Below are 19,259 nucleotides of genomic sequence, written 5' to 3'. Positions count from 1 at the left end.
ACTACTCTGCCGCGAGCCTGTCCGCCGTACCATAGGTCGCCTCATAAAGCGCACGCTGGCGGCTGAGCGCGACCATGGTGTTGCGCAGCAGGATGGCGACCGTAATCGGGCCGACGCCGCCCGGCACCGGGGTGATCCAGGAGGCGACCTCGCGGACGCTTTCGGTGTCGACGTCGCCGACGATGCGGCTTGAGCCGTCAGGGCCGATTTCGGAATTGATGCCGATGTCGATGACGGCCGCACCCGGCTTGACCATGTCGGCCTTGATCAGCCGTGGCTTGCCGACGGCGACGAACAGCGCATCGGCGCGCCTTGCATGGGCGGCGACCGACCGCGTCATGTGGTGGCACACGGTCACCGTCGCGCCTTCGCTCATCAGCAGGAAGGCGATCGGCTTGCCGACGATTTCCGAATGGCCGACGATGACGACTTCCAGTCCCTTGAGGTCGAGGCCGGTTTCCTTGAGCAGTTCGACCGAGGCCGCCGCCGTGCAAGGCGCGAGATCGAGCTGGTTGTAGACGATGTTGCCGATCGAGGCCGGATGCATGCCTTCGACATCCTTGAGCGGATGCACCGCCGCCTGCAGCGTCCTGATCGGGATATGCACCGGGACCGGCCGCTGAATGATGATGCCGGTGACGCGCGGATCGGCATTCAGGCCGTGAATGGCCGCTTCCAGCTCGCCTGCCGTGATGGTGGCGGGAAAGCGCCGCTCCTCGAAATCGATGCCGGCGAGCTCAGCCTTGGCGCGCTGATTGCGCACATAAACATCCACCGCATCGGTGTCGCCGACGGTGATCGAGATCAGCTTGGGGGGAAAGCCCTCGGCTTTGGCGATTGCGGCGTCCTCACGAACGGCGGCGATGATGCGCTGGGCGACCGGGCCGCCCTTGAGATAACGGCTGTCTTCGGACAGGGGCATGGGGGAACTCTTTTGTGGAACTAGCCACCGAGATAGCAAAAGAATGCGGTAAAGGGCAGCATGAAAGCGAACCGCTATGCCCGTTGCGCGACGCGTGGGTGACCTTTGCCCTCGATTTCTGCTCAAAAACGGAAAGGGCAGCGCGGTTTCCCGTGCTGCCCTTCCTGACCGGCCGCATCCCCATACGGCCCGTCCCCCGTATCCCTAAACTGGCCTCGATAAGCGGACTGCTTTGCCGGCCAGGTGATTCGCAGGGATTATTATATCACCTCGACCGTGGTTCCGACATTGACCCGTTCATAGAGGTCGACCACGTCCTCGTTGCGCATGCGGATGCAACCCGACGACACCGCGCCGCCGATCGTCCACGGCTGGTTGGTGCCGTGGATGCGGTACTCGGTCGTGCCGAGATAGAGCGCACGGGCGCCGAGCGGGTTCTCCATGCCTCCGGCCAGATAGGTCGGCAGATAGCGGCCCTTGGCGGCTTCGCGCTTGATCATTTGCGCCGGCGGGCGCCAGTCCGGCCACTCGCGCTTGTTGGTGATCTTGTGCGTGCCCGACCATTCGAAGCCCGGCTTGCCGGTACCGACGCCGTAGCGCCGCGCCTTGCCGTTCTTCTCGATCAGGAAGAGGAAATTCTGCGTGGTGTCGATGACGATCGTGCCCGGCTTCTGCGCGCCGTCATAGTCGACCTCCTGCGGCAGGAAGATCGGGTTGATCTGCGGGCGCGTGGCCACACGTTTCGCAGGCGCCTGCACCGCTGCCGTCCGCACCCGGTCGGGCTGCGCCGCGCGCAGGCGCGGTTGTTGCTGCACGACCTGGCGGTTCTGGCGCACGATGCCGGGCGCATGGCCAAGCTGCAGCACCCAGGGTGCGGAAAGGTCGGGGCTCACCATCACCGGCGGCCTGTCGGCATAGCGGTCGCCGGCGATTGAGGGTGTGACGCCGGCGGCAAACACAGCCACGGCGCCGAGCACGGGAAACAGAACTGTCTTCATCGTAACGCACCTTGATCGTCTGATACAAACGGGTGGAAACGTCCTCCCGGTTCGGCGATCATTGGCGCGCAAGCAGCAACCGAAACATGAATCGGAATGCGTAAAATGCGGAACTGTCGGTAAACCTTTTGGTGTGGTTACCGCCGGGTTCAGGAATCTGGTAAAGCCGCAGTAAATGCAGCGCAAAAGCATATTAACGAACGGATTTTTGGCCATGAACAAGGAAAACACCGGCCTGCTCGCCGGTCCCGACGGCGTCGCGCGCTGCTTCTGGCACGGCAATCTGCCCGACTATCTGCACTACCATGATCATGAATGGGGACGGCCGGTGGCGGACGACCGCAGGCTGTTCGAAAAGATCTGCCTCGAAGGCTTTCAGTCGGGCCTGTCGTGGCTGACCATTCTGCGCAAGCGGGAGAATTTTCGCGAAGCCTTCGCCAATTTCGAGTTCGACAAGGTAGCAAGCTTCACCGACAAGGATGTCGAACGCCTGCTCGGCAATGCCGGCATCATCCGCCATCGCGGCAAGATCGTCTCGACCATCAACAACGCCAAGCGCGCCCGCGAGATGGCCGACGAGTTCGGCTCGCTGGCCGCCTGGTTCTGGAAGTTCGAACCCGGCAAGGGCGAGCGGCCCGTGATCGTCGATCTCGCCCATCTGCGCGCCAACCCGACCACGGCGGTCTCTGTCCGGATTTCGAAGGAGTTGAAGAAGCGCGGCTGGAGCTTTGTCGGCCCGACCACTGTCTACGCCTTCATGCAGGCGATGGGGCTGGTCAACGACCACCTCGAGGGCTGCGTCTGCCGCAAGGAGGTCGAGAAGCAGCGGAAGGCCTTCAAAAGGCCGAAATAGCCCCCTCTGCTTCCGGCGAAGCGGGTAATTTCAGGTGCCGTTGGCGCTGGCGAGCACCAGGCCGGCGACGATCGCCACCACGGTGGCCACGGTCGGATAGATCACCAGCAGGCCGGTCATCAACGCGTCGCGCATCGAAGGCCCCCCGCCGGTGTCGGCGGGTACTTCGAACGGGCCGGCAGCCTGGCTGACGATTTTCGGCGCGTGGATGTCGGCCCGGCGCAGGCGTGCGGGCAGTTCGGCACCGCTGGCGATGGCATGGAATCTTGCTGTGCTGGTCATCGCCGCGAACCCCCCCGTTTCGGCGCGTTTATCTCTTGCGATTGTGTCGGCACGATGCCGCACCCATGGCGGGATTGTTTCATTTTCGCTGCGGTTTTGTTTCACGGAAGTTCGAGCGTGGTGCTGGGTGCCGACCCTTGCCGCTCCCGGCTGCATCAGTTAGGAAACGCGCGTTGCCGAATAGGAAATTTCCTATCCCGCAACGCCACGAAACACCGGATGCTCACTCATGGCCGACAAATCGGAAAAGACGAAAGCGCGACTGCCGCGCGGTTTTGCCGACCGCAGCGCCGAGGATATCCGCGCCGTCGAGAAGATGATGGCGACGATCCGCTCGGTCTATGAGCTTTACGGCTTTGAACCGGCAGACCAGCCGCTGATCGAATACACCGACGCGCTCGGAAAATTCCTGCCCGATCAGGACCGGCCGAACGAAGGCGTGTTCTCCTTCCAGGATGACGACGACCAGTGGCTGTCGCTGCGCTACGACCTGACCGCGCCGACGGCGCGTTTCGTCGCCGAGAATTACGAGCGGTTGCCCAAACCCTATCGCAGCTATCGCTCCGGCTGGGTGTTCCGCAACGAGAAGCCGGGTCCGGGCCGCTTCCGCCAGTTCATGCAGTTCGACGCCGACACGATCGGCACGCCGGGCGTGGCCGCTGACGCCGAGATGGCGATGATGATGGCCGACGTCATGGAAGCGCTCGGCATCAAGCGCGGCGACTACGTCATCCGCGTCAACAACCGCAAGGTGCTGGACGGCGTGCTGGAGGCGATCGGCCTTGGCGGCGACGAGAATGCCGGACGAAGGCTGACGGTGCTGCGCGCGATCGACAAGCTGGACAAGCTCGGGCCGGAAGGCGTGAAGCTTTTGCTTGGCCCGGGCCGCTGGGACGGCGGCAAGGAGGGCGAAGGCGACTTCGCCAAGGGCGCCGGATTGAACAACGGGCAAGCCGAGGCGGTTCTTCTCGCGACTGCGAGGACTATACAGACCGGCCAGGATTCCATGGTCAGTTCGAACGCCATCTACCAGGAAGGCGTCGGCGAACTCGCCACGATTGAAGCGCTGGTCAGGGCGGCAGGATATGGCGAGGACCGTATCGCCATGGACCGCTCCGTCGTGCGCGGCCTCGAATACTACACCGGCCCCGTCTTCGAAGCCGAGCTTCTGGCCGAAATCCCCAACGAAGACGGCCAGATCGTGCGCTTCGGCTCGGTTGGTGGCGGCGGCCGCTATGATGGCCTTGTTTCCCGCTTCCGCGGCGAGCCTGTGCCGGCGACCGGCTTTTCCATCGGCGTCTCCAGGCTGATGACCGCGCTGAAGAACCTCGGCAAGCTCGATGCCTCGGACGTGATCGCACCTGTCGTCGTGCTGGTGATGGACAAGGACACCGACAGCCTCGGCCGCTACCAGAAGATGGTGGCGGAGCTGCGCGCCGCCGGCATCCGTTCCGAAATGTATCTCGGCGGCGCCGGCATGAAGGCGCAGCTCAAATATGCCGACCGCCGCAACTGCCCGGTCGCCATCATCCAGGGTGGCGACGAGCGCGCCAAGGGCGAGCTGCAGATCAAGGATCTGATCGAAGGCGCGCGCATGTCGGCCGAGATCACCGACAACGCCGAATGGCGCGCCGCGCGCCCGGCGCAGGTGACGGTGGCGGAAAGCGAGCTGGTTGGTGAGGTGAAGAAGATATTGGCGGCGCAGGCCGCTGATCGCGCGAAAGGTGGCGCTTGAATACCCCCCTCTGGCCTGCCGGCCATCTCCCCCGCAAGGGGGGAGATTGGATGCCGTCGAGGCTTTCGCCAATCTCCGGTGTTGAAGATGGCGCGCCAAGCTCGAAGCTGCCAATCTCCCCCCTTGTGGGGGAGATGGCCGGCAGGCCAGAGGGGGGTGCCTCGCGCCCATCCGATCGATGACCTCCCGCTACCCCGCAATATCAACCGACATCACCAACCTCTTCGCCACCCGCGACACGCATGCGGTCGAGGTTGCCATACTGCAGCCGGCCGACCCCTTCCTCGACATGGCCGGCGAGGATCTGCGCCGCCGGATTTTCCTTACCGAAAGCGAAACCGGGCAGACATTGTGCCTGCGGCCGGAATTCACCATTCCGGTCTGCCTCGACCACATAAGCTCGCAGGCCGGCACGCCGCGCCGTTATTCCTATCTGGGCGAGGTGTTTCGCCAGCGCCGCGAAGGCGGCAACGAGTTCTTCCAGGCCGGCATCGAGGATCTCGGCGACCGCGATACCGCTGGAGCCGATGCCCGCTCGGTGGCCGATGCGCATGCGCTGCTGTCGCTGGTGCTGCCCGGCCAGGCATTGGCGATCACGCTCGGCGACCAGACTATTTTCGAGGCGGTTCTGGCTGCCCTTGGCCTGCCGCGCGGCTGGCGCATGCGCCTTGCCCGTGCGTTCGGCTCGGCGCCGATGCTCGAGGCGGCTCTCGCCGATCTCGCCAATCCGCCGCGTAACGGCCAGCTTTCCGGGCCGGTCGCCGCCCTCGTCCTCGACGGCGATCTGGACGGTCTTTCCGCCCATATTGCCAGCGGCATGGAAGAGGCGGGCCTGTCGGCGTCCGCCGGACGCGCGCCGTCCGACATTGCCCGGCGGCTGATCGAGAAAGCCGAATTGCGCAGCGTTCGGCTGTCGAGCGAGGCTTTTTCCGCGCTCAAGAGTTTTCTGGCCGTCGACGTGCCGCTCAATAGTGCGGCCCAGGCACTGGAGACCTTCGCCAGCGATGCCGGTCTGTCGCTCGATGTCGCGCTGGAAAAGTTCGCTGCCCGCGCCAAGGCGATCGAAGCGCATGGCTTGCCGGCCGGAAAAATCCGCTACGACGCCGCCTTCGGCCGCCCGCTCGATTACTACACCGGCCTGGTTTTCGAAATCGCAGCCGACAATGGCGACCGGCCGCTGGTCGGCGGCGGCCGCTATGACCGGCTGCTGACCTTGCTTGGCGCGAAGACGCCTATCCCCGGCGTCGGCTTTTCGGTCTGGCTCGACCGCATCGAGGCATTGCGGGAGACGGCGCCATGATCACGCTGGCGATCCCGTCGAAAGGCCGCCTGAAAGAACAGGCGCTGGACGTGCTGGCCAAAGCCGGCCTCGCCGTCAGCCTGCCCGGCGACGAGCGCAAATACCACGCCCGCGTCGAGGGTCTGGACGATGTCGAAGTGGTGTTCCTGTCGGCTTCCGAAATATCAGGCGAGATCGGCCAGGGCGCCGTCGATCTCGGCATCACCGGCGAGGACCTGGTGCGTGAAAACCTCGCCGACTGGGAGACCCGCGCCGAAATCGTCGCCCGTCTCGGCTTCGGCAATGCCGATGTCGTGGTGGCTGTGCCGGACATCTGGCTCGACGTCGACACCATGGCCGATCTCGACGACGTCGCCGCCGATTTTCGCCAGCGCCATGGCCGGCGGCTGCGTATCGCCACCAAATACTGGCGGCTGACCCAGCAATTCTTCTCGCAGAAGCACGGCATCCAGGTCTATCGCATCGTCGAGAGCCTGGGGGCTACCGAAGGCGCGCCGGCGGCCGGTCTGGCCGATGTCATCGTCGACATCACAACCACCGGCTCGACGCTGCGCGCCAATCATCTCAAGGTGCTGGGCGATGGCCTCGTCCTGCGCTCGCAGGCCTGTCTGGTGGCGTCGAGGAAGACACGGGCGGCGGCGGATGAGGCGCTCTTGCGCGACATTGCCGCGAAGATGGCGGCTGCGGCCGGATAGCGGCGGGGCCCACTACCCTTAGGGCCCCGACCCAGCTTAAAAACCCTGACGGCCGCCCAGCGGTGTCGGTACTTTGCGCCGAGGTTTTCATGTTGATAGGAATTTTTTCTTGACCCGTGAGGGCAGCTATGCTACATTTTTGCCCATGGTGCTGATTTGCGCCAGTGATCCGCCGCCCAGGCGGGTTTTTGCGTTTTGGGGCTTCGTCAACCAACGCGAAGCTCCGAAGCATCGTTGACCTGCCACGACCATCGGCGGGATTTTCACCACCCCCTCGGGCTGATAGGTTCGGCCAATGCATGTCGCCCAAAGGTGATCTCGGTTTTGGGAGAACGACACGCATAAAAACAAGGACCTAAAGCGCGTCGCATGATTCCGTTTCAGCGCGACGCGCTTTAGTCCCGGGAGGAGAGAGCGATGCCGGTCAATCTCGACGAGCTGAAAAATGCCAGCAATTTGCGCGGACGCGGCGCGCGTGCTGGCGGTGTCTTCGTCGCACCCGTCGACAACAGGGCGCATGTCTCTGGTGAACGCAGCGTGCCGCTGCTCGACAAGACCATCCCCGCGCTGTTTTCCGACACCGTCAGCAAATACGGCACGCTCGACGCCGCCGTTTTCGTCGACCAGGACAAGCGCTTCACCTGGAGCGAACTGTCGGACACGGTGGACGCGCTGGCTGCCGGCTTCCTGGCACTGGGCTTGGCAAAGGGCGATCGCGTCGGCATCTGGTCGCCCAACCGCTGGGAATGGCTGGTGACGCAGTTCGCCACCGCCCGCATCGGCCTGATCCTGGTCAACATCAACCCCGCCTATCGGTTGACCGAGCTCGACTATGCGCTGAACAAAGTCGGCTGCAAGGCGCTGGTCACCGCGGCCAGGTTCAAGACCTCAGACTACCTCGGCATGATCGAGACGCTGGCGCCGGAGATCGCGACCGCAACGCCCGGCAAGCTCAAGGCACAGAAACTGCCGGCGCTGAAGATGGTCATCCGCATGGGCGACGAGAATTCGCCCGGCATGTTCAATTTCGGTGATGTGCTGGCCATGGCCGGCCGCGACGAGCATGACAGCCTCGACCGCATTTCCGAGGGGCTGAAGCCCGGCGACGCCATCAACATCCAGTTCACGTCAGGCACGACAGGGGCGCCCAAGGGCGCGACGCTGACCCACAACAACATCGTCAACAACGGCAATTTCGTCACCTCGGCGATCAAACTGACCGTCGACGACCGGCTGTGCATTCCGGTGCCGCTCTATCACTGCTTCGGCATGTCGATGGGGACGATGGGCTGCGTGTCGAAAGGCGCCACCATGGTATTCCCGGGCGAGGGGTTCGACCCCGGCGCCACGCTGAAGGCGGTGGCGCAGGAACGCTGCACCGGTCTCTATGGCGTGCCGACCATGTTCGTAGCACTCCTCGATCACCCCGACTTTTCGTCCTTCGATCTCTCCAGCCTGCGCACCGGCATCATGGCCGGCTCGCCATGCCCGATCGAGGTGATGAAGAAGGTGGTGTCGCTGATGCACATGGAAGAGGTGACCATCGCCTACGGCATGACCGAGACCAGCCCGGTCTCGTTCCAGAGCGGCGTCGACGACCCGCTGGAAAAGCGCGTGTCGACGGTCGGGCGCGTCCACCCCCATGTCGAGGTCAAGGCGGTCGACGCCGATGGCGCTACCGTTGCGGTCGGCGTACCGGGTGAGCTTTGCACGCGCGGATATTCGGTGATGAAGGGTTACTGGGACGACGAAGACAAGACCCGCGAGGCGATCGACAGCGACGGCTGGATGCACACCGGCGACCTCGCCACCATCGATGCCGAGGGTTATTGCAACATCGTCGGCCGGGTCAAGGATATGGTCATCCGCGGTGGCGAGAACGTCTATCCCAGGGAGGTCGAGGAATTCCTCTACCGCCATCCAAAGGTCAAGGAGGTGCAGGTGTTCGGCATTCCCGACGCCAAATATGGCGAGGAGCTGTGCGCCTGGATCGTGCTCAAGCCCGGCCAGATCGCCACCGAGCAGGAGGTCAAGAACTTCTGCGCCGGCCAGATCGCCCATTACAAGATCCCCCGCCACATACGCTTCCGCACCGAATTGCCGATGACGGTGACCGGCAAGCCGCAGAAGTTCTTGATGCGCGAGGCGATGGTGGAGGAACTGGGGCTGGTGACGCAGAAGACGGCGTGAGCGAAGGCGGCGCTTCGATTTGTTCGCGGCGCTGGGTGCGGTCAGGTCGCGATCCTGCTGCATCATTTGGAGCGCGTTGTTTGTGAGGGGGCGAACGCCGGCCGTCGGGCCTGCCCGACATTATCTAAGGTGCTCCACTCCACATGGGTTTTCGGCAAGGTTCGCAGAAGCGACAGGGGCTCGAATGAGTGGTTTCAAACGATCGGTGGTTTCTTATGCGATGCCCTTGGCCGCCTTGGTGATGGCTGTTGCAGTCAGGGCAGGCGGGCTGTCGGCGGACGAAGGTTCGCTGAGCGCCAGGATACTCGTCGGAGCGCTTTCGAGTGCGATCATGTTCACCACCATTTTCGTGGTGCTCGACCACGCCGAGTCGGTGGCTCGGCGTGTAGGAGAGCCCTACGGCACATTGGTGCTGACTTTTGCCGTGACGGCAATCGAGGTGTCGATCATCGTTTCCATGATGCTGCATGGAGAGAACAACCCGACGCTTGCACGTGAGTCCGTCTTTTCAACGGTGATGATTGCATCCACCGGCGTCGTCGGCACGTGTCTCGCGCTTGGCGGCTGGCGTCATCGCAAGCAGGCAATTGTTCGACAAGGGACCAGCGCATATTTGGCGGTTCTGATCGCACTGACCATCATGACGCTTATTTTGCCGACCTACACACAAGCTACGGGGCCGGGCACATTTTCGGCAGCTCAACTTGGCTTTGTGAGCGTGCTTTCGGTGCTGCTTTATGCGAGTTTTGTGTTCGCGCAGACTGTCCGCCACCGAGAAGACTTTGTCGAAGGGCAGGCCCACGGCGTTGCGCTGCGGACTGCCCCTGACGAAAGCGTCTTTGCCGGCACATTGCTGCTCTTGATCGGGCTGATCGGCATAGTCATGCTCGCCGAGCAGGTCGCCGCAAGTGTTGAAAACACGCTCGTTGCCTATCAGGTGACACAGGCTGACAGCATTGTGGGGGCATTGATCGCCGGGCTGGTTTTGATGCCAGAGGCCATTTCGGCGGTTCGCGCTTCACTCAACAATGAACTGCAACGCGGCTTGAATGTCGCGATGGGTTCCGCTTGCGCCACAATTGGTTTGACAATACCGGCGGTCGCAGCCGCCAGCCTGCTGACGGGAAGAGGGTTAACCCTGGGGCTGCCGGCGACTGACACAGTGCTTTTGATTTTAGCGCTGTTCATATGCAACGTAAGTTTTAGTACTGAAAGAACAACATTCTTGACGGGTGCGGTCCATATCGTGGTATTTCTTACATATATATTTCTTATATTTGTACCATGAACTCTGGCTCAGTTGGCAATTAGATGCGGCACGAGACAGCCGCCAACGGACTGCTTGGGTTCATCAGCCTGGAAGCCGATAGCGAACTGCAGACGACCGCCCTTTGCCTGAGATGGCGCTTCCGCGCCGAATTGCCGAGGACGTGACCGGCAAGCCGCAGAAGTTCTTGATGCGCAAGGCATGGTCGAGGAATTGGGGCTGCTGGCGCAGAAGACGGCTTGAGGGCTGGCTCGCGCTGCGGCTGGGCAACGGCCGGCGTCGACTGTGAACCCCGATTGGCATCCAACACCGGTGGGCCGTCCACGTCGACATTTGAGCCAGCTTCAATTGATAGCAATCTCGATGTTTCTCGAGATGCCGTGCTTTTGGGTGAGCAGCCAAGGTGCCGCTACACTACTCGGTTGATTGCGGGCTAAGGCGGGAGAGTAGTCCGTGAATCGAGAAACGCAGGCCATCCGATGCGAAGACGAGATCAGGAGGCTCTCCAAACAGGCTGGTCAGTGCGGCGCGCATATAGCGTGTGCCGTATCCTACTCGCGAGGGCTGAACGACCGGCGGTCCTCCCGATTCTGTCCATCTCAGCGCCAGAACTGGTTCCGAACTCGAAGCGATCTTCCATTCCAAATCTATCCTTCCTTCGGGATAGGACAATCCGCCATATTTGATCGCATTCGTTGCAAGCTCGTGGAGCGAGAGAGCGAGCGTCGTGCCGGCCTCGCGCGAAAGCAACACCTCGGGCCCCTCAATCGTAATGCCGTGTTGTCCGCTGGAAATGTACGGCGCGAGGACCGAATTCACGACATCTGTCAAAGGTACGGCCTCGCCGCCGGCCGCAAATACAGCGGAATGAACATCCGCCAAGGCTCTCAAGCGGCCCTTGAAGTCTTCGGACAGGCTGGCTGCCGAGGTTGCGCCGCGCCGTGTCATGTCAAAGATTGATACGACTGTTGCGAGGATGTTTTTTACCCGATGATTGAGTTCGAGGCGCAGCTCGGTTTCCCGCTCAAGGTAATCGCGTACGTCGCGCTGGCGGGCTCTGGTGAGGAGTGCCGACTGTATCCCGCTGATCAGTTCCAACGCGGCCACGGGACGTTGGTAAAAAATCTGGCGTGAACGTGGCCAGGCAGCGTTCAGGGCGGCCTGGACGCGCACTTGGGGCGCCGCGCGGTCGAGTAGGATCACGATGGGTATTTCCGACCAGTTCGGCTGATGCTGAAGGAAACTGGCAACAGTTGCGATGGCCGTGGGGTCCAAGGCTTCATGCGTAACGACCAGCACCCCGGGAGATAACGCAAGCAGGTTGTTCAAATCCGCGGGGTCGGCCGCTTGAGCCCGAACACCGCGCTCCTGCAGCAGGGAGGTCGTGTAAGCAGCGTCCTTACGGTAGGGCGCCAAAATGAGCACCCAATCGAGCGTTCCCAGACCGTTGGAATCGGTGCCGCTCACGTCTCAGGCAGAGGATTGTAGGCAACGACCGAAACCCCGGAGCTTGCAATGAAGAGTTCCCGGACATCGAGGTCGTGCGGACCGTGGCGCTTTTTGACGACTGTAATGTTGCGCCTCAACCGGCCCTCGTGCTCGGCCATACGAAGTAGAAGCACGGTATCCCCGAGAAAGCTGACATCGACGTCAATCCCGACATTCTGCCCGAGCAATCCATGCTGCGCGACGATGAGCATTGTCAGCACGTCCGCACGCGCGAGATGTTTCAGGAGAGATTGGATGTCGAGCACCGCCTTTTCGCGGTGGGGAAGTGAATTCAGATAGCCCGTGAAGCTGTCAATCACCACCACACGTGTATTGTTGCGGCTGACGACTTGCTGCACGATCTGGCCGAACTCGCCTGGCGAGATTTCGTTCGGGCTAAAATCGTAGATGACCAGTTGGCCATCCTTGTGGAACTGCCGCAGGTCCATCCCGAGCCCTTCGGAGCGGCGAAAGAAGGTCTCCAACCGCTCCTCGAACAGGAAGAGGGCAACGCTCTCGCCTCGCTTGAGAGAAGCCGTCGCGTAAAGAGACGACATAGTTGACTTGCCGGTTCCGGACTGACCGATAACCAGTGTTATTGTTCCTGACTCCTGACCGCCGCCAAACATCTCGTCGAGAGCCTCGACTCCCGATTTGATCAGTTGCGGCTTGGTCACCTCGGGAGGCGAGCCCGGCACAATCCTTGGAAACACAACGACGCCTTCACCCTCGCGAATGGCCATGTCATGATAACCGTCGGCATAAGGCACGCCACGCATCTTGCTGACTTCGATCCGCCGGCGCACCGCACCATAGTCCTCGAGCGATTTATCAAGGCGGATGACGCCGTGGGCGATGCCCTCGATTTCCTCGCCATTGTGATCGCCGCCACTGGTTTGGGTATCGAGCAAAACAGCCACAATGCCCCGCCTGGCCAGGAAGGCTTTGAAGCCGATCAGTTCCCGCCTAAACCTTGGCGTATCGCCGGTGATCAGCCGGATTTCGAGCAAGGAGTCGTACACCAGTCTGTGTGGTTTATATTCTTCGATCGCGCGTTCGATCGCCTTGCGCGTCTCATCCAAGCGAAGGTCGGCGGTCTGGAAAATCGTCTGATCGGCTGCGCCACTCACGGCTTCGGAGGCCGAAAGCTCTTCGACGCGAATTCCATCGAGCGTCCAGCCGTGTGAAGAGGCAATCGCCTGCAGTTCGGAAGCGGTTTGCGAAAGGCTGACGTAGATGCAGCGTTCACCGGCCGCCACGCCGGCACGCAGAAACTGCAAGGCTGCCGTGGTTTTGCCTGCGCCGGGATCGCCCTGCACGATATAAAAGTTCGAAGCGGGCAGACCACCACGAAGAATTTCGTCCAAGCCGGCGATACCGGAACTTACAACGGGCTGCTTTTTTCGCTCGGCCATTCCGCCCCTAGTCTCCACCAGAAACTGTCAGCCCGTCATTGGGCATCAATAATGTAGAACGGTTGCACCGCTTGGCCACCTGGCCCAGGGAAACATCGATTTCCTGGAGCTAATTCTAGTAATCGGCGCGCTGCTGGGAGGCAAGTAAATCTCCTTGAAATGGAGGACGAAGTTGGGATGCACACTGGTGCGAGGTCCACCACATGCCCGTCGGCACCAGTTCATTTGATTTAGCGTGGAACCATAAGGGGCCGGCGGCGGTTTTCTCCCGTTGCAGCGAAGTAAATGGATGGGGGAATGATTCAAGGGACCGTCAATCCAGCCGATGAGGATCGCTACCGCGTTCTCGTCCAGGCCGTTACCAATTACGCGATCTACATGCTGGATCCTTCCGGGATCGTGACGAGCTGGAACGCGGGCGCCGAGCGGTTCAAAGGCTATGCTTCCCGCGAGATCATTGGCCAGCATTTTTCCCGGTTTTACACACCGCAGGATCGGGACTCCGGCCTGCCCGCGCGTGCTCTGGAGACAGCAGCCCGTGAGGGCAAGTTCGAGAGCGAAGGCTGGCAGGTCCGAAGCGACGGGAATCGTTTCTGGGCTCACATTGTGATCGATCCCATCCGCGATCCAGGCGGCAACCTGGCCGGCTTTGCCAAAGTCACCCGTGATCTGACCGAACAAAAGAAAGCGGAGGAGGAACTCCGCAAAAGCCAGGAGCAGTTCCAACGTCTGGTCCAAGGCGTCACGGACTACGCGATCTATATGCTCGATCCACAAGGGATAATTACGAGCTGGAACTCAGGCGCCGAGCGTATCAAAGGCTATTCGGCGAACGAAATCATCGGGAAGCATTTTTCTCAATTCTATACGCCCGAGGATCGCGAGCGAGGCGGTCCGCAAAGCGCGCTGGAGACCGCCGCGCGTGAGGGTCGAGTTGAGCGGGAAGGTTGGCGCATCCGCAAGGATGGCACCGCGTTCTGGTCCCACGTGGTCATCGACTCGATACGGCACGACAATGGCGAGCTTCTGGGTTTTGCGAAGATTACCCGCGACATCACAGAGCGAAAGAAGGCGCAGGAGTCACTGGATCAGGCACGTGAGGCCCTTTTTCATTCACAGAAAATGGATGCGATCGGCAAGCTGACGGGCGGCGTGGCTCACGACTTCAACAATCTGCTGATGGCGGTTTTGGGCAGTCTTGAACTCCTTCGCAAACGGCTGCCCGACGATCCACAGCTGTTGCGTCTCCTCGACAATGCCGTGCTCGGTGCGCAACGGGGTGCCTCGTTGACGCAGCGCATGCTGGCTTTTGCGCGGCGACAGCAACTCGATCCAAGACCCGTTGACATAATTAGCTTGATACAGGGAATGAAGGAGTTGCTAGAGCGATCGCTAGGCTCAAGGGCGAGTATACAGACAAAATTTCCCCTTTCCCTCAATCAGGTCATGATTGATGAGAGCCAAATCGAACTCGCATTGCTGAATCTATGCGTCAACGCCAGGGATGCCATGCCTGACGGGGGAACGATCTTGATTTCCGCCCGGCAGGAACGGATTGGTGAAAGGCATGGCGCTGGCTTAACGCCAGGCGAATATGTCTGCCTTTCAATAATGGACAGTGGCGAAGGAATGGACGAGGAAACGCTTGCCCGCGCGACAGAACCGTTCTTCACCACAAAAGGAGTTGGCAAAGGGACGGGACTGGGTCTGTCGATGGTGCACGGGATGACGGAACAGATGGGCGGGCGCCTGGTTCTCATCAGCCACAAGGGAGCAGGCACGACTGCGGAAATGTGGCTGCCAGTGGCTGCCGCGACATCAGACCGCGCGCGGGAGCAGGAGGCCCTCAGCCCGAAAACCGCCGAGGCTGCCTCTCTCCGGATTCTGGCAGTGGATGACGACGTTCTAGTGCTGTTGAACACCGCTGCGATGCTTGAGGATCTTGGGCATGCCGTTACCGAGGCGCATTCGGCCGCAGCAGCCCTTGACCTGCTGGAGGAGCAGCCGTTCGACCTCGTCATAACGGACCATGCGATGCCAAAGATGACCGGCCTGCAGCTATCGGACGCAATGAAAACCAAGTGGCCGAAAATCCCCGTCATTATAGCGACGGGCTATGCCGAACTACCGGGCGCTCGCGAGATGAACGTTCTCAGCAAGCCGTTCACGGAAAAAGAACTGGCGTGCTCGATAGCTTCTGTTAGTCGTATTTAGGTCGCCCGCCCCACCGAACCTCAGCGAGCCTCGACCTTCCTTCGCGACAGTCATTTGTCGCGTTGACAATGCGCTTGGCGTTTCGTCCCCCCCTTTTTTAGCAGTGTCACGTTGAGAGCACCGTTCTTACGCGCGCACGCACCTGCAGCCTACTGTCTGCGGTGTCGGCTCTCAGGCATTGGCAACACTAACCTCAACGACCGAGATGGGGCGCAAAGCTCCCATCTAAGGCCGTGCCTATCCAAGCCGTGATTGGGGAGGCCTGGCGGGTCTATTGTGCCAATCACTCAGGCGCGGGCCATGGCCCGCGCTTTCGTATTCAACCCTCCAAAGCTCAATCCTTCTCAAACACCCGCGCCTTCGCAACCACGCCGGCGATGGCGCCGCCGATCAGCGGTGCAACGATGAACAGCCAGAGCTGGCCGATCGCGGCAGTTCCCGAAAACAGCGCCGGGCCGATCGAGCGGGCCGGGTTGAGCGACGTTCCGGTCACCGGGATGATGGCGAAGTGCAATCCTGCCAGCGTCAGGCCGATGACCAGTCCGGCGAACGCCGTCGAGTGCTTTTCAGCCGTGACGCCAAGGATCACGGTGACGAAGGTGAAGGTGCCGATCACTTCCCACAGGAATGCCGAGCTGACGCCCCATTTCGTCACATCCCAGCCATTGGCGCCGAAGCCGGTCGTGTGTCCGCCAACCTGGCCGGAAACGATGATCCACAACGCCAGCGAAGCAAGGACGCCGCCGATGACCTGCGCGATCCAGTAGGGGATGACGTCCTTGGCCGGCAGCCGGCCGGCAAGGAAGACGCCGAGCGTCACCGCCGGATTGAGATGCGCGCCCGAAATCGGGCCGATCGCATAGGCCGCCGCGATGAGGCCGATGCCGAACGCCAGACCGATGCCTTCCTGGCCGAGCGGCAGCGCGCCGCCGAAGCCGCCCGTCACCACAGAAGCCGTACCGATGAACACCAATAGAAATGTGCCTAGAACTTCCGCCAGATAAGTCTTCATTGCCCTCTCCTCGTGTCGATCCGCCGGTCCGCCTTTTTTGCGCCGCGAATCACAACCGGAAGAGTATTCGCAACCAGAAAAGTTGGAAAGCAGAGCGGTTGTGCAGGCCGACCTGCTTGTGCGCGCCGGTTGCGCGCTCTAGAGCAGGGCCGGAATAATTTTCTGCGTGACGGAACAAGACCATGCGACTGGGCGGACGGCTGGCTGCGGCCATCGAAGTGCTGGAAGACATCGGCCGGCGCCACCGGCCGGTGGCGGACGCGCTGAAGGATTGGGGCCTGTCGCATCGCTTCGCCGGCGGCGGCGACCGTGCGGCGATCGGCAACATCGTCTATGACGCCTTGCGCCACAAGCGTTCCGCGGGCTGGCTGCTGGGGCAGGACACGCCGCGCGCCATCGGCTTCGGCGCGCTGCTGCTCGAATGGGGCCAGACGGCACAATCGCTCAACGAGGCGCTTGATGGCGACAAGTTCGCACCGCCGCTGCTGACCGCCGCCGAGCTTCAGGCCATCGCCGACCATCGGCTCGCCGACGCGCCGGACGCGGTGCGGGCGGATGTTCCGGACTGGTGCGCGCCGCTTTTCGAGCGAGCCTATGGCTCGACCTGGGCCGACGAGGGCGCGGCGCTGGCGACGCGCCCGCCGCTCGACCTCAGGGTCAACACCTTGCAGGCCAATCGCGACAAGGTGCTGGCCGAACTGACGGGAACCGGCGCGAAACCCTCGGCAATCGCGCCACACGGCATCCGCATCCCGCCGATCGACGGCGACGGCCGGCACCCGAACGTGCAGGCCGAGCCGGCTTTCCAGAAGGGCTGGTTCGAGGTCCAGGACGAAGGCTCGCAGATCGCGGCCGCCCTTGCCGGGGCCGAAGCCGGCATGCAGGTGCTGGATTTCTGCGCCGGCGCCGGCGGCAAGACGCTGGCACTGTCGGCTTCGATGGAAAATCGTGGCCAGATCTTTGCCCATGATGCGGAGAAAGCACGGCTGGCGCCGATCTTCGACCGCATCCGTCGTTCGGAAAACCGCAATGTGCAAGTGGTCACCAAGCCCACAGAACTCGCGCCGCTCGGCAATCACATGGACATCGTGCTGGTCGACGCCCCATGCACCGGCAGCGGCACCTGGCGCCGCCGTCCCGACGCCAAATGGCGGCTGACGCAGAGACAGCTCGATGCCCGCAAGGGCGAGCAGTCGGCGATCCTCGATGCGGCCAAAGCCTATGTCAAACCGGGCGGCCTGCTGGTCTACATCACCTGCTCGGTGTTTGATGAGGAAAACGGTGAGCAGATCGCGGCCTTTCGGGACCGTAACAGCGGTTATGTTCCCGTCGACCACCGCCAGCTCTGGGACAGCCGTTTTCCCGGCCATGAGGCAGCCGCACGCATCGGCGCCAAAGGCGACATCTCGCTGTCGCCGGCGCTCAGCGGCACCGATGGGTTTTACCTCTGTGCGTTACGCAGATCGGCCTGAATCCAATTCCTGACGGATGCGCGGGGCCGGCCGGCAGGCCAGGTCGATTGTGCAGTGCAGCAAAAGCATTTGCCTGCCGTCCATGTCTCTGCAATAAGCTTATCCGCACAAAGGAAGGCAGCGGCAATGGCAGCAAAGATCGTACCCGCCCCGGACTATGAGGATCGCGTCAGGACCTCCTTCGCGCGCCAGAAGGCGATGGCCACGATCGGCGCCGAACTGACGCTGGTGACGCCCGGCATCATCGAGATCGAGATGCCCTATTCGGCGGCACTCACCCAGCAGCATGGCTTCCTCCATGCCGGCGTCATTTCGACGGCGCTGGACTCGGCCTGCGGCTATGCCGCCTTTTCGCTGATGCCGGAAAATTCCGGCGTGCTGACCATCGAGTTCAAGGTCAACCTCCTGGCGCCGGGCAGGGGCGAGCGCTTCCTGTTCCGCGGCTCGGTGACCAAGCCAGGCCGCACCATCATCGTCGCCGACGGCCAGGCCTACGCCTTTGCCGCCGACGGCGAGGCCAAGCTGATCGCCACCATGACCGGCACCATGATGACGGTGGTCGGGCGTGATGGCATAGAAGGTTGAGGAGCGGTCCGCGAAGCGGACGGAAAGCTCCCAAATGGGCTTTCCGAGCACAAACGCCCGGAGCCATAGCGGAGGGCTGGGCGCCGGTGAGGGCACGTCGCCGTTCTTACCTTCCGGTGTAGGTGATTGGGTAGAAGAGGAATAGATCATGACCGGTAAAGTGTCGCGCCTGGCGGGCAAGGACGTCCTCTTCGTCATGGCGGCGCAGGCCGAATACGGTCCGCACCTCAAGCAACTGTTCACGCCATTGATGACCGGTGTCGGTCCCGTCGAGGCCGGCGTCAGGCTGGGTGCCGAACTCTCCTGGCTGAAATCGCAAAAAGCATTGCCGGATCTCGTTGTTTCGCTCGGCTCAGCCGGCAGCCGGACGCTGGAGCAGACGGAGATCTACCAGGCGGTTTCGGTCAGCTACCGTGACATCGACGCTTCGCCGCTTGGCTTCGAAAAGGGCGCCACACCCTTCCTCGACCTGCCGGTAACCGTGCCATTGCCCTTCAAGATACCGGACATCAGGCAGGCGACCCTGTCGACCGGCGCAGCGATCATCACCGGTGCGGCCTATGATGCTGTTAGCGCCGACATGGTCGACATGGAGACCTTCGCCTGCCTGCGCGCCTGCCAACTGTTCGACATTCCGCTGATCGGTCTGCGCGGCATTTCCGACGGGGCGGCGGATCTCAGGCATGTCGGCGACTGGACCGAATATCTTGAAGTCATCGACGAGAAGCTGGCGGACGCCGTCATGCGGCTTGAACAGGCAATCGGAGACGGCGCCCTTCGGACGGAACCATCCCATGAAGATGCCAGACCAGCCTGAAAGTCGGGCTACGC

Annotated in this window: 16 protein-coding genes; 10 read left to right on the top strand and 6 right to left on the bottom strand. The window is 62.1% G+C overall.

The window, feature by feature from the left end:
* Position 1: 1 nt before the first annotated feature.
* Both EOA13_RS11755 and EOA13_RS11750 read right to left on the bottom strand, forming a co-directional pair.
* Positions 2 to 922 (bottom strand): bifunctional 5,10-methylenetetrahydrofolate dehydrogenase/5,10-methenyltetrahydrofolate cyclohydrolase, encoded by a 921-nt coding sequence (locus EOA13_RS11755; RefSeq protein WP_127292743.1) that lies wholly within the window; start codon positions 920 to 922, stop codon positions 2 to 4.
* A gap of 260 nt (positions 923 to 1,182) precedes the next feature.
* Positions 1,183 to 1,920 carry a L,D-transpeptidase gene (locus EOA13_RS11750; RefSeq protein WP_127292741.1) on the bottom strand — a complete coding sequence of 246 codons (738 nt, stop codon included), beginning with the start codon at positions 1,918 to 1,920 and terminating at the stop codon, positions 1,183 to 1,185.
* Positions 1,921 to 2,134: 214 nt separating this feature from the next.
* On the opposite strand from EOA13_RS11750, the gene EOA13_RS11745 reads away from it, so the two are divergent.
* The gene (locus EOA13_RS11745) at positions 2,135 to 2,773 is read left to right on the top strand and encodes a DNA-3-methyladenine glycosylase I (protein ID WP_127292738.1); all 639 of its coding nucleotides are present in this window, start codon (positions 2,135 to 2,137) and stop codon (positions 2,771 to 2,773) included.
* Between the two features lie 30 nt (positions 2,774 to 2,803).
* Here the strand turns inward: EOA13_RS11745 and EOA13_RS11740 are convergent, their stop codons facing one another.
* Entirely contained in the window at positions 2,804 to 3,055 is a 252-nt protein-coding gene (locus EOA13_RS11740; RefSeq protein WP_127292736.1) for a hypothetical protein, read from the bottom strand.
* A gap of 229 nt (positions 3,056 to 3,284) precedes the next feature.
* On the opposite strand from EOA13_RS11740, the gene hisS reads away from it, so the two are divergent.
* The 5 genes from hisS (at position 3,285) to EOA13_RS11710 (ending at position 10,263) form a co-directional block, all read left to right on the top strand.
* Positions 3,285 to 4,790, top strand: a complete 1,506-nt coding sequence (gene hisS, locus EOA13_RS11735; RefSeq protein ID WP_127292733.1) for a histidine--tRNA ligase — start codon at positions 3,285 to 3,287, stop codon at positions 4,788 to 4,790.
* A gap of 178 nt (positions 4,791 to 4,968) precedes the next feature.
* Positions 4,969 to 6,090 carry an ATP phosphoribosyltransferase regulatory subunit gene (locus tag EOA13_RS11725; RefSeq protein ID WP_127292729.1) on the top strand — a complete coding sequence of 374 codons (1,122 nt, stop codon included), beginning with the start codon at positions 4,969 to 4,971 and terminating at the stop codon, positions 6,088 to 6,090.
* A complete protein-coding gene (gene hisG / locus EOA13_RS11720; protein ID WP_127292726.1) occupies positions 6,087 to 6,785 on the top strand; it encodes an ATP phosphoribosyltransferase in 699 nt (232 codons plus the stop codon). The genes EOA13_RS11725 and hisG overlap by 4 nt, the downstream gene beginning before the upstream one ends.
* Before the next feature lie 417 nt (positions 6,786 to 7,202).
* Positions 7,203 to 8,975, top strand: a complete 1,773-nt coding sequence (locus tag EOA13_RS11715) for an AMP-binding protein (protein WP_127292724.1) — start codon at positions 7,203 to 7,205, stop codon at positions 8,973 to 8,975.
* 184 nt (positions 8,976 to 9,159) lie between these two features.
* The gene (locus EOA13_RS11710; RefSeq protein ID WP_127292721.1) at positions 9,160 to 10,263 is read left to right on the top strand and encodes a calcium:proton antiporter; all 1,104 of its coding nucleotides are present in this window, start codon (positions 9,160 to 9,162) and stop codon (positions 10,261 to 10,263) included.
* A gap of 393 nt (positions 10,264 to 10,656) precedes the next feature.
* On the opposite strand, the gene EOA13_RS11705 is transcribed toward EOA13_RS11710, so the two are convergent.
* Positions 10,657 to 11,709 (bottom strand): sensor histidine kinase, encoded by a 1,053-nt coding sequence (locus tag EOA13_RS11705; protein WP_127292718.1) that lies wholly within the window; start codon positions 11,707 to 11,709, stop codon positions 10,657 to 10,659.
* Positions 11,706 to 13,145 (bottom strand): ATPase domain-containing protein, encoded by a 1,440-nt coding sequence (locus EOA13_RS11700; protein WP_023809013.1) that lies wholly within the window; start codon positions 13,143 to 13,145, stop codon positions 11,706 to 11,708. Before EOA13_RS11700 ends, EOA13_RS11705 begins: the two co-directional genes overlap by 4 nt.
* 297 nt (positions 13,146 to 13,442) lie before the next feature.
* On the opposite strand from EOA13_RS11700, the gene EOA13_RS11695 reads away from it, so the two are divergent.
* Positions 13,443 to 15,359 carry a PAS domain-containing sensor histidine kinase gene (locus EOA13_RS11695; RefSeq protein WP_164780057.1) on the top strand — a complete coding sequence of 639 codons (1,917 nt, stop codon included), beginning with the start codon at positions 13,443 to 13,445 and terminating at the stop codon, positions 15,357 to 15,359.
* Between the two features lie 334 nt (positions 15,360 to 15,693).
* On the opposite strand, the gene EOA13_RS11690 is transcribed toward EOA13_RS11695, so the two are convergent.
* Positions 15,694 to 16,371 carry an MIP family channel protein gene (locus EOA13_RS11690; RefSeq protein ID WP_023809011.1) on the bottom strand — a complete coding sequence of 226 codons (678 nt, stop codon included), beginning with the start codon at positions 16,369 to 16,371 and terminating at the stop codon, positions 15,694 to 15,696.
* A 182-nt stretch (positions 16,372 to 16,553) separates the two neighbouring features.
* Here EOA13_RS11690 and EOA13_RS11685 point away from each other — a divergent pair, with 182 nt between their 5' ends.
* From EOA13_RS11685 to EOA13_RS11670, 3 genes are all read left to right on the top strand, one after another.
* On the top strand, positions 16,554 to 17,843 hold the full coding sequence (locus EOA13_RS11685; protein ID WP_127292713.1) for an RsmB/NOP family class I SAM-dependent RNA methyltransferase: 1,290 nt from the start codon (positions 16,554 to 16,556) through the stop codon (positions 17,841 to 17,843).
* A gap of 126 nt (positions 17,844 to 17,969) precedes the next feature.
* Positions 17,970 to 18,428, top strand: a complete 459-nt coding sequence (locus tag EOA13_RS11675) for a PaaI family thioesterase (protein WP_013530371.1) — start codon at positions 17,970 to 17,972, stop codon at positions 18,426 to 18,428.
* Positions 18,429 to 18,576: 148 nt separating this feature from the next.
* Positions 18,577 to 19,245 (top strand): 5'-methylthioadenosine/S-adenosylhomocysteine nucleosidase, encoded by a 669-nt coding sequence (locus EOA13_RS11670; protein WP_127292711.1) that lies wholly within the window; start codon positions 18,577 to 18,579, stop codon positions 19,243 to 19,245.
* Positions 19,246 to 19,259 lie beyond the last annotated feature (14 nt).

The sequence above is a fragment of the Mesorhizobium sp. M7A.F.Ca.US.011.01.1.1 genome (assembly GCF_003998295.1).
Classification (GTDB): domain Bacteria; phylum Pseudomonadota; class Alphaproteobacteria; order Rhizobiales; family Rhizobiaceae; genus Mesorhizobium.
This window is presented reverse-complemented; position numbering and strand designations above follow the sequence as displayed.

Excerpts from the sequence above, each read along its gene's own strand:
- EOA13_RS11685 (WP_127292713.1), top strand. The coding sequence starts at position 16,554 with ATGCGACTGGGCGGACGGCTGGCTGCGGCCATCGAAGTGCTGGAAGAC.
- hisG (WP_127292726.1), top strand. The coding sequence starts at position 6,087 with ATGATCACGCTGGCGATCCCGTCGAAAGGCCGCCTGAAAGAACAGGCG.
- EOA13_RS11690 (WP_023809011.1), bottom strand. The coding sequence starts at position 16,371 with ATGAAGACTTATCTGGCGGAAGTTCTAGGCACATTTCTATTGGTGTTC.
- EOA13_RS11695 (WP_164780057.1), top strand. The coding sequence starts at position 13,443 with ATGATTCAAGGGACCGTCAATCCAGCCGATGAGGATCGCTACCGCGTT.
- EOA13_RS11700 (WP_023809013.1), bottom strand. The coding sequence starts at position 13,145 with ATGGCCGAGCGAAAAAAGCAGCCCGTTGTAAGTTCCGGTATCGCCGGC.
- EOA13_RS11740 (WP_127292736.1), bottom strand. The coding sequence starts at position 3,055 with ATGACCAGCACAGCAAGATTCCATGCCATCGCCAGCGGTGCCGAACTG.
- EOA13_RS11750 (WP_127292741.1), bottom strand. The coding sequence starts at position 1,920 with ATGAAGACAGTTCTGTTTCCCGTGCTCGGCGCCGTGGCTGTGTTTGCC.
- hisS (WP_127292733.1), top strand. The coding sequence starts at position 3,285 with ATGGCCGACAAATCGGAAAAGACGAAAGCGCGACTGCCGCGCGGTTTT.
- EOA13_RS11745 (WP_127292738.1), top strand. The coding sequence starts at position 2,135 with ATGAACAAGGAAAACACCGGCCTGCTCGCCGGTCCCGACGGCGTCGCG.
- EOA13_RS11725 (WP_127292729.1), top strand. The coding sequence starts at position 4,969 with ATGACCTCCCGCTACCCCGCAATATCAACCGACATCACCAACCTCTTC.
- EOA13_RS11675 (WP_013530371.1), top strand. The coding sequence starts at position 17,970 with ATGGCAGCAAAGATCGTACCCGCCCCGGACTATGAGGATCGCGTCAGG.
- EOA13_RS11710 (WP_127292721.1), top strand. The coding sequence starts at position 9,160 with ATGAGTGGTTTCAAACGATCGGTGGTTTCTTATGCGATGCCCTTGGCC.
- EOA13_RS11715 (WP_127292724.1), top strand. The coding sequence starts at position 7,203 with ATGCCGGTCAATCTCGACGAGCTGAAAAATGCCAGCAATTTGCGCGGA.
- EOA13_RS11670 (WP_127292711.1), top strand. The coding sequence starts at position 18,577 with ATGACCGGTAAAGTGTCGCGCCTGGCGGGCAAGGACGTCCTCTTCGTC.
- EOA13_RS11755 (WP_127292743.1), bottom strand. The coding sequence starts at position 922 with ATGCCCCTGTCCGAAGACAGCCGTTATCTCAAGGGCGGCCCGGTCGCC.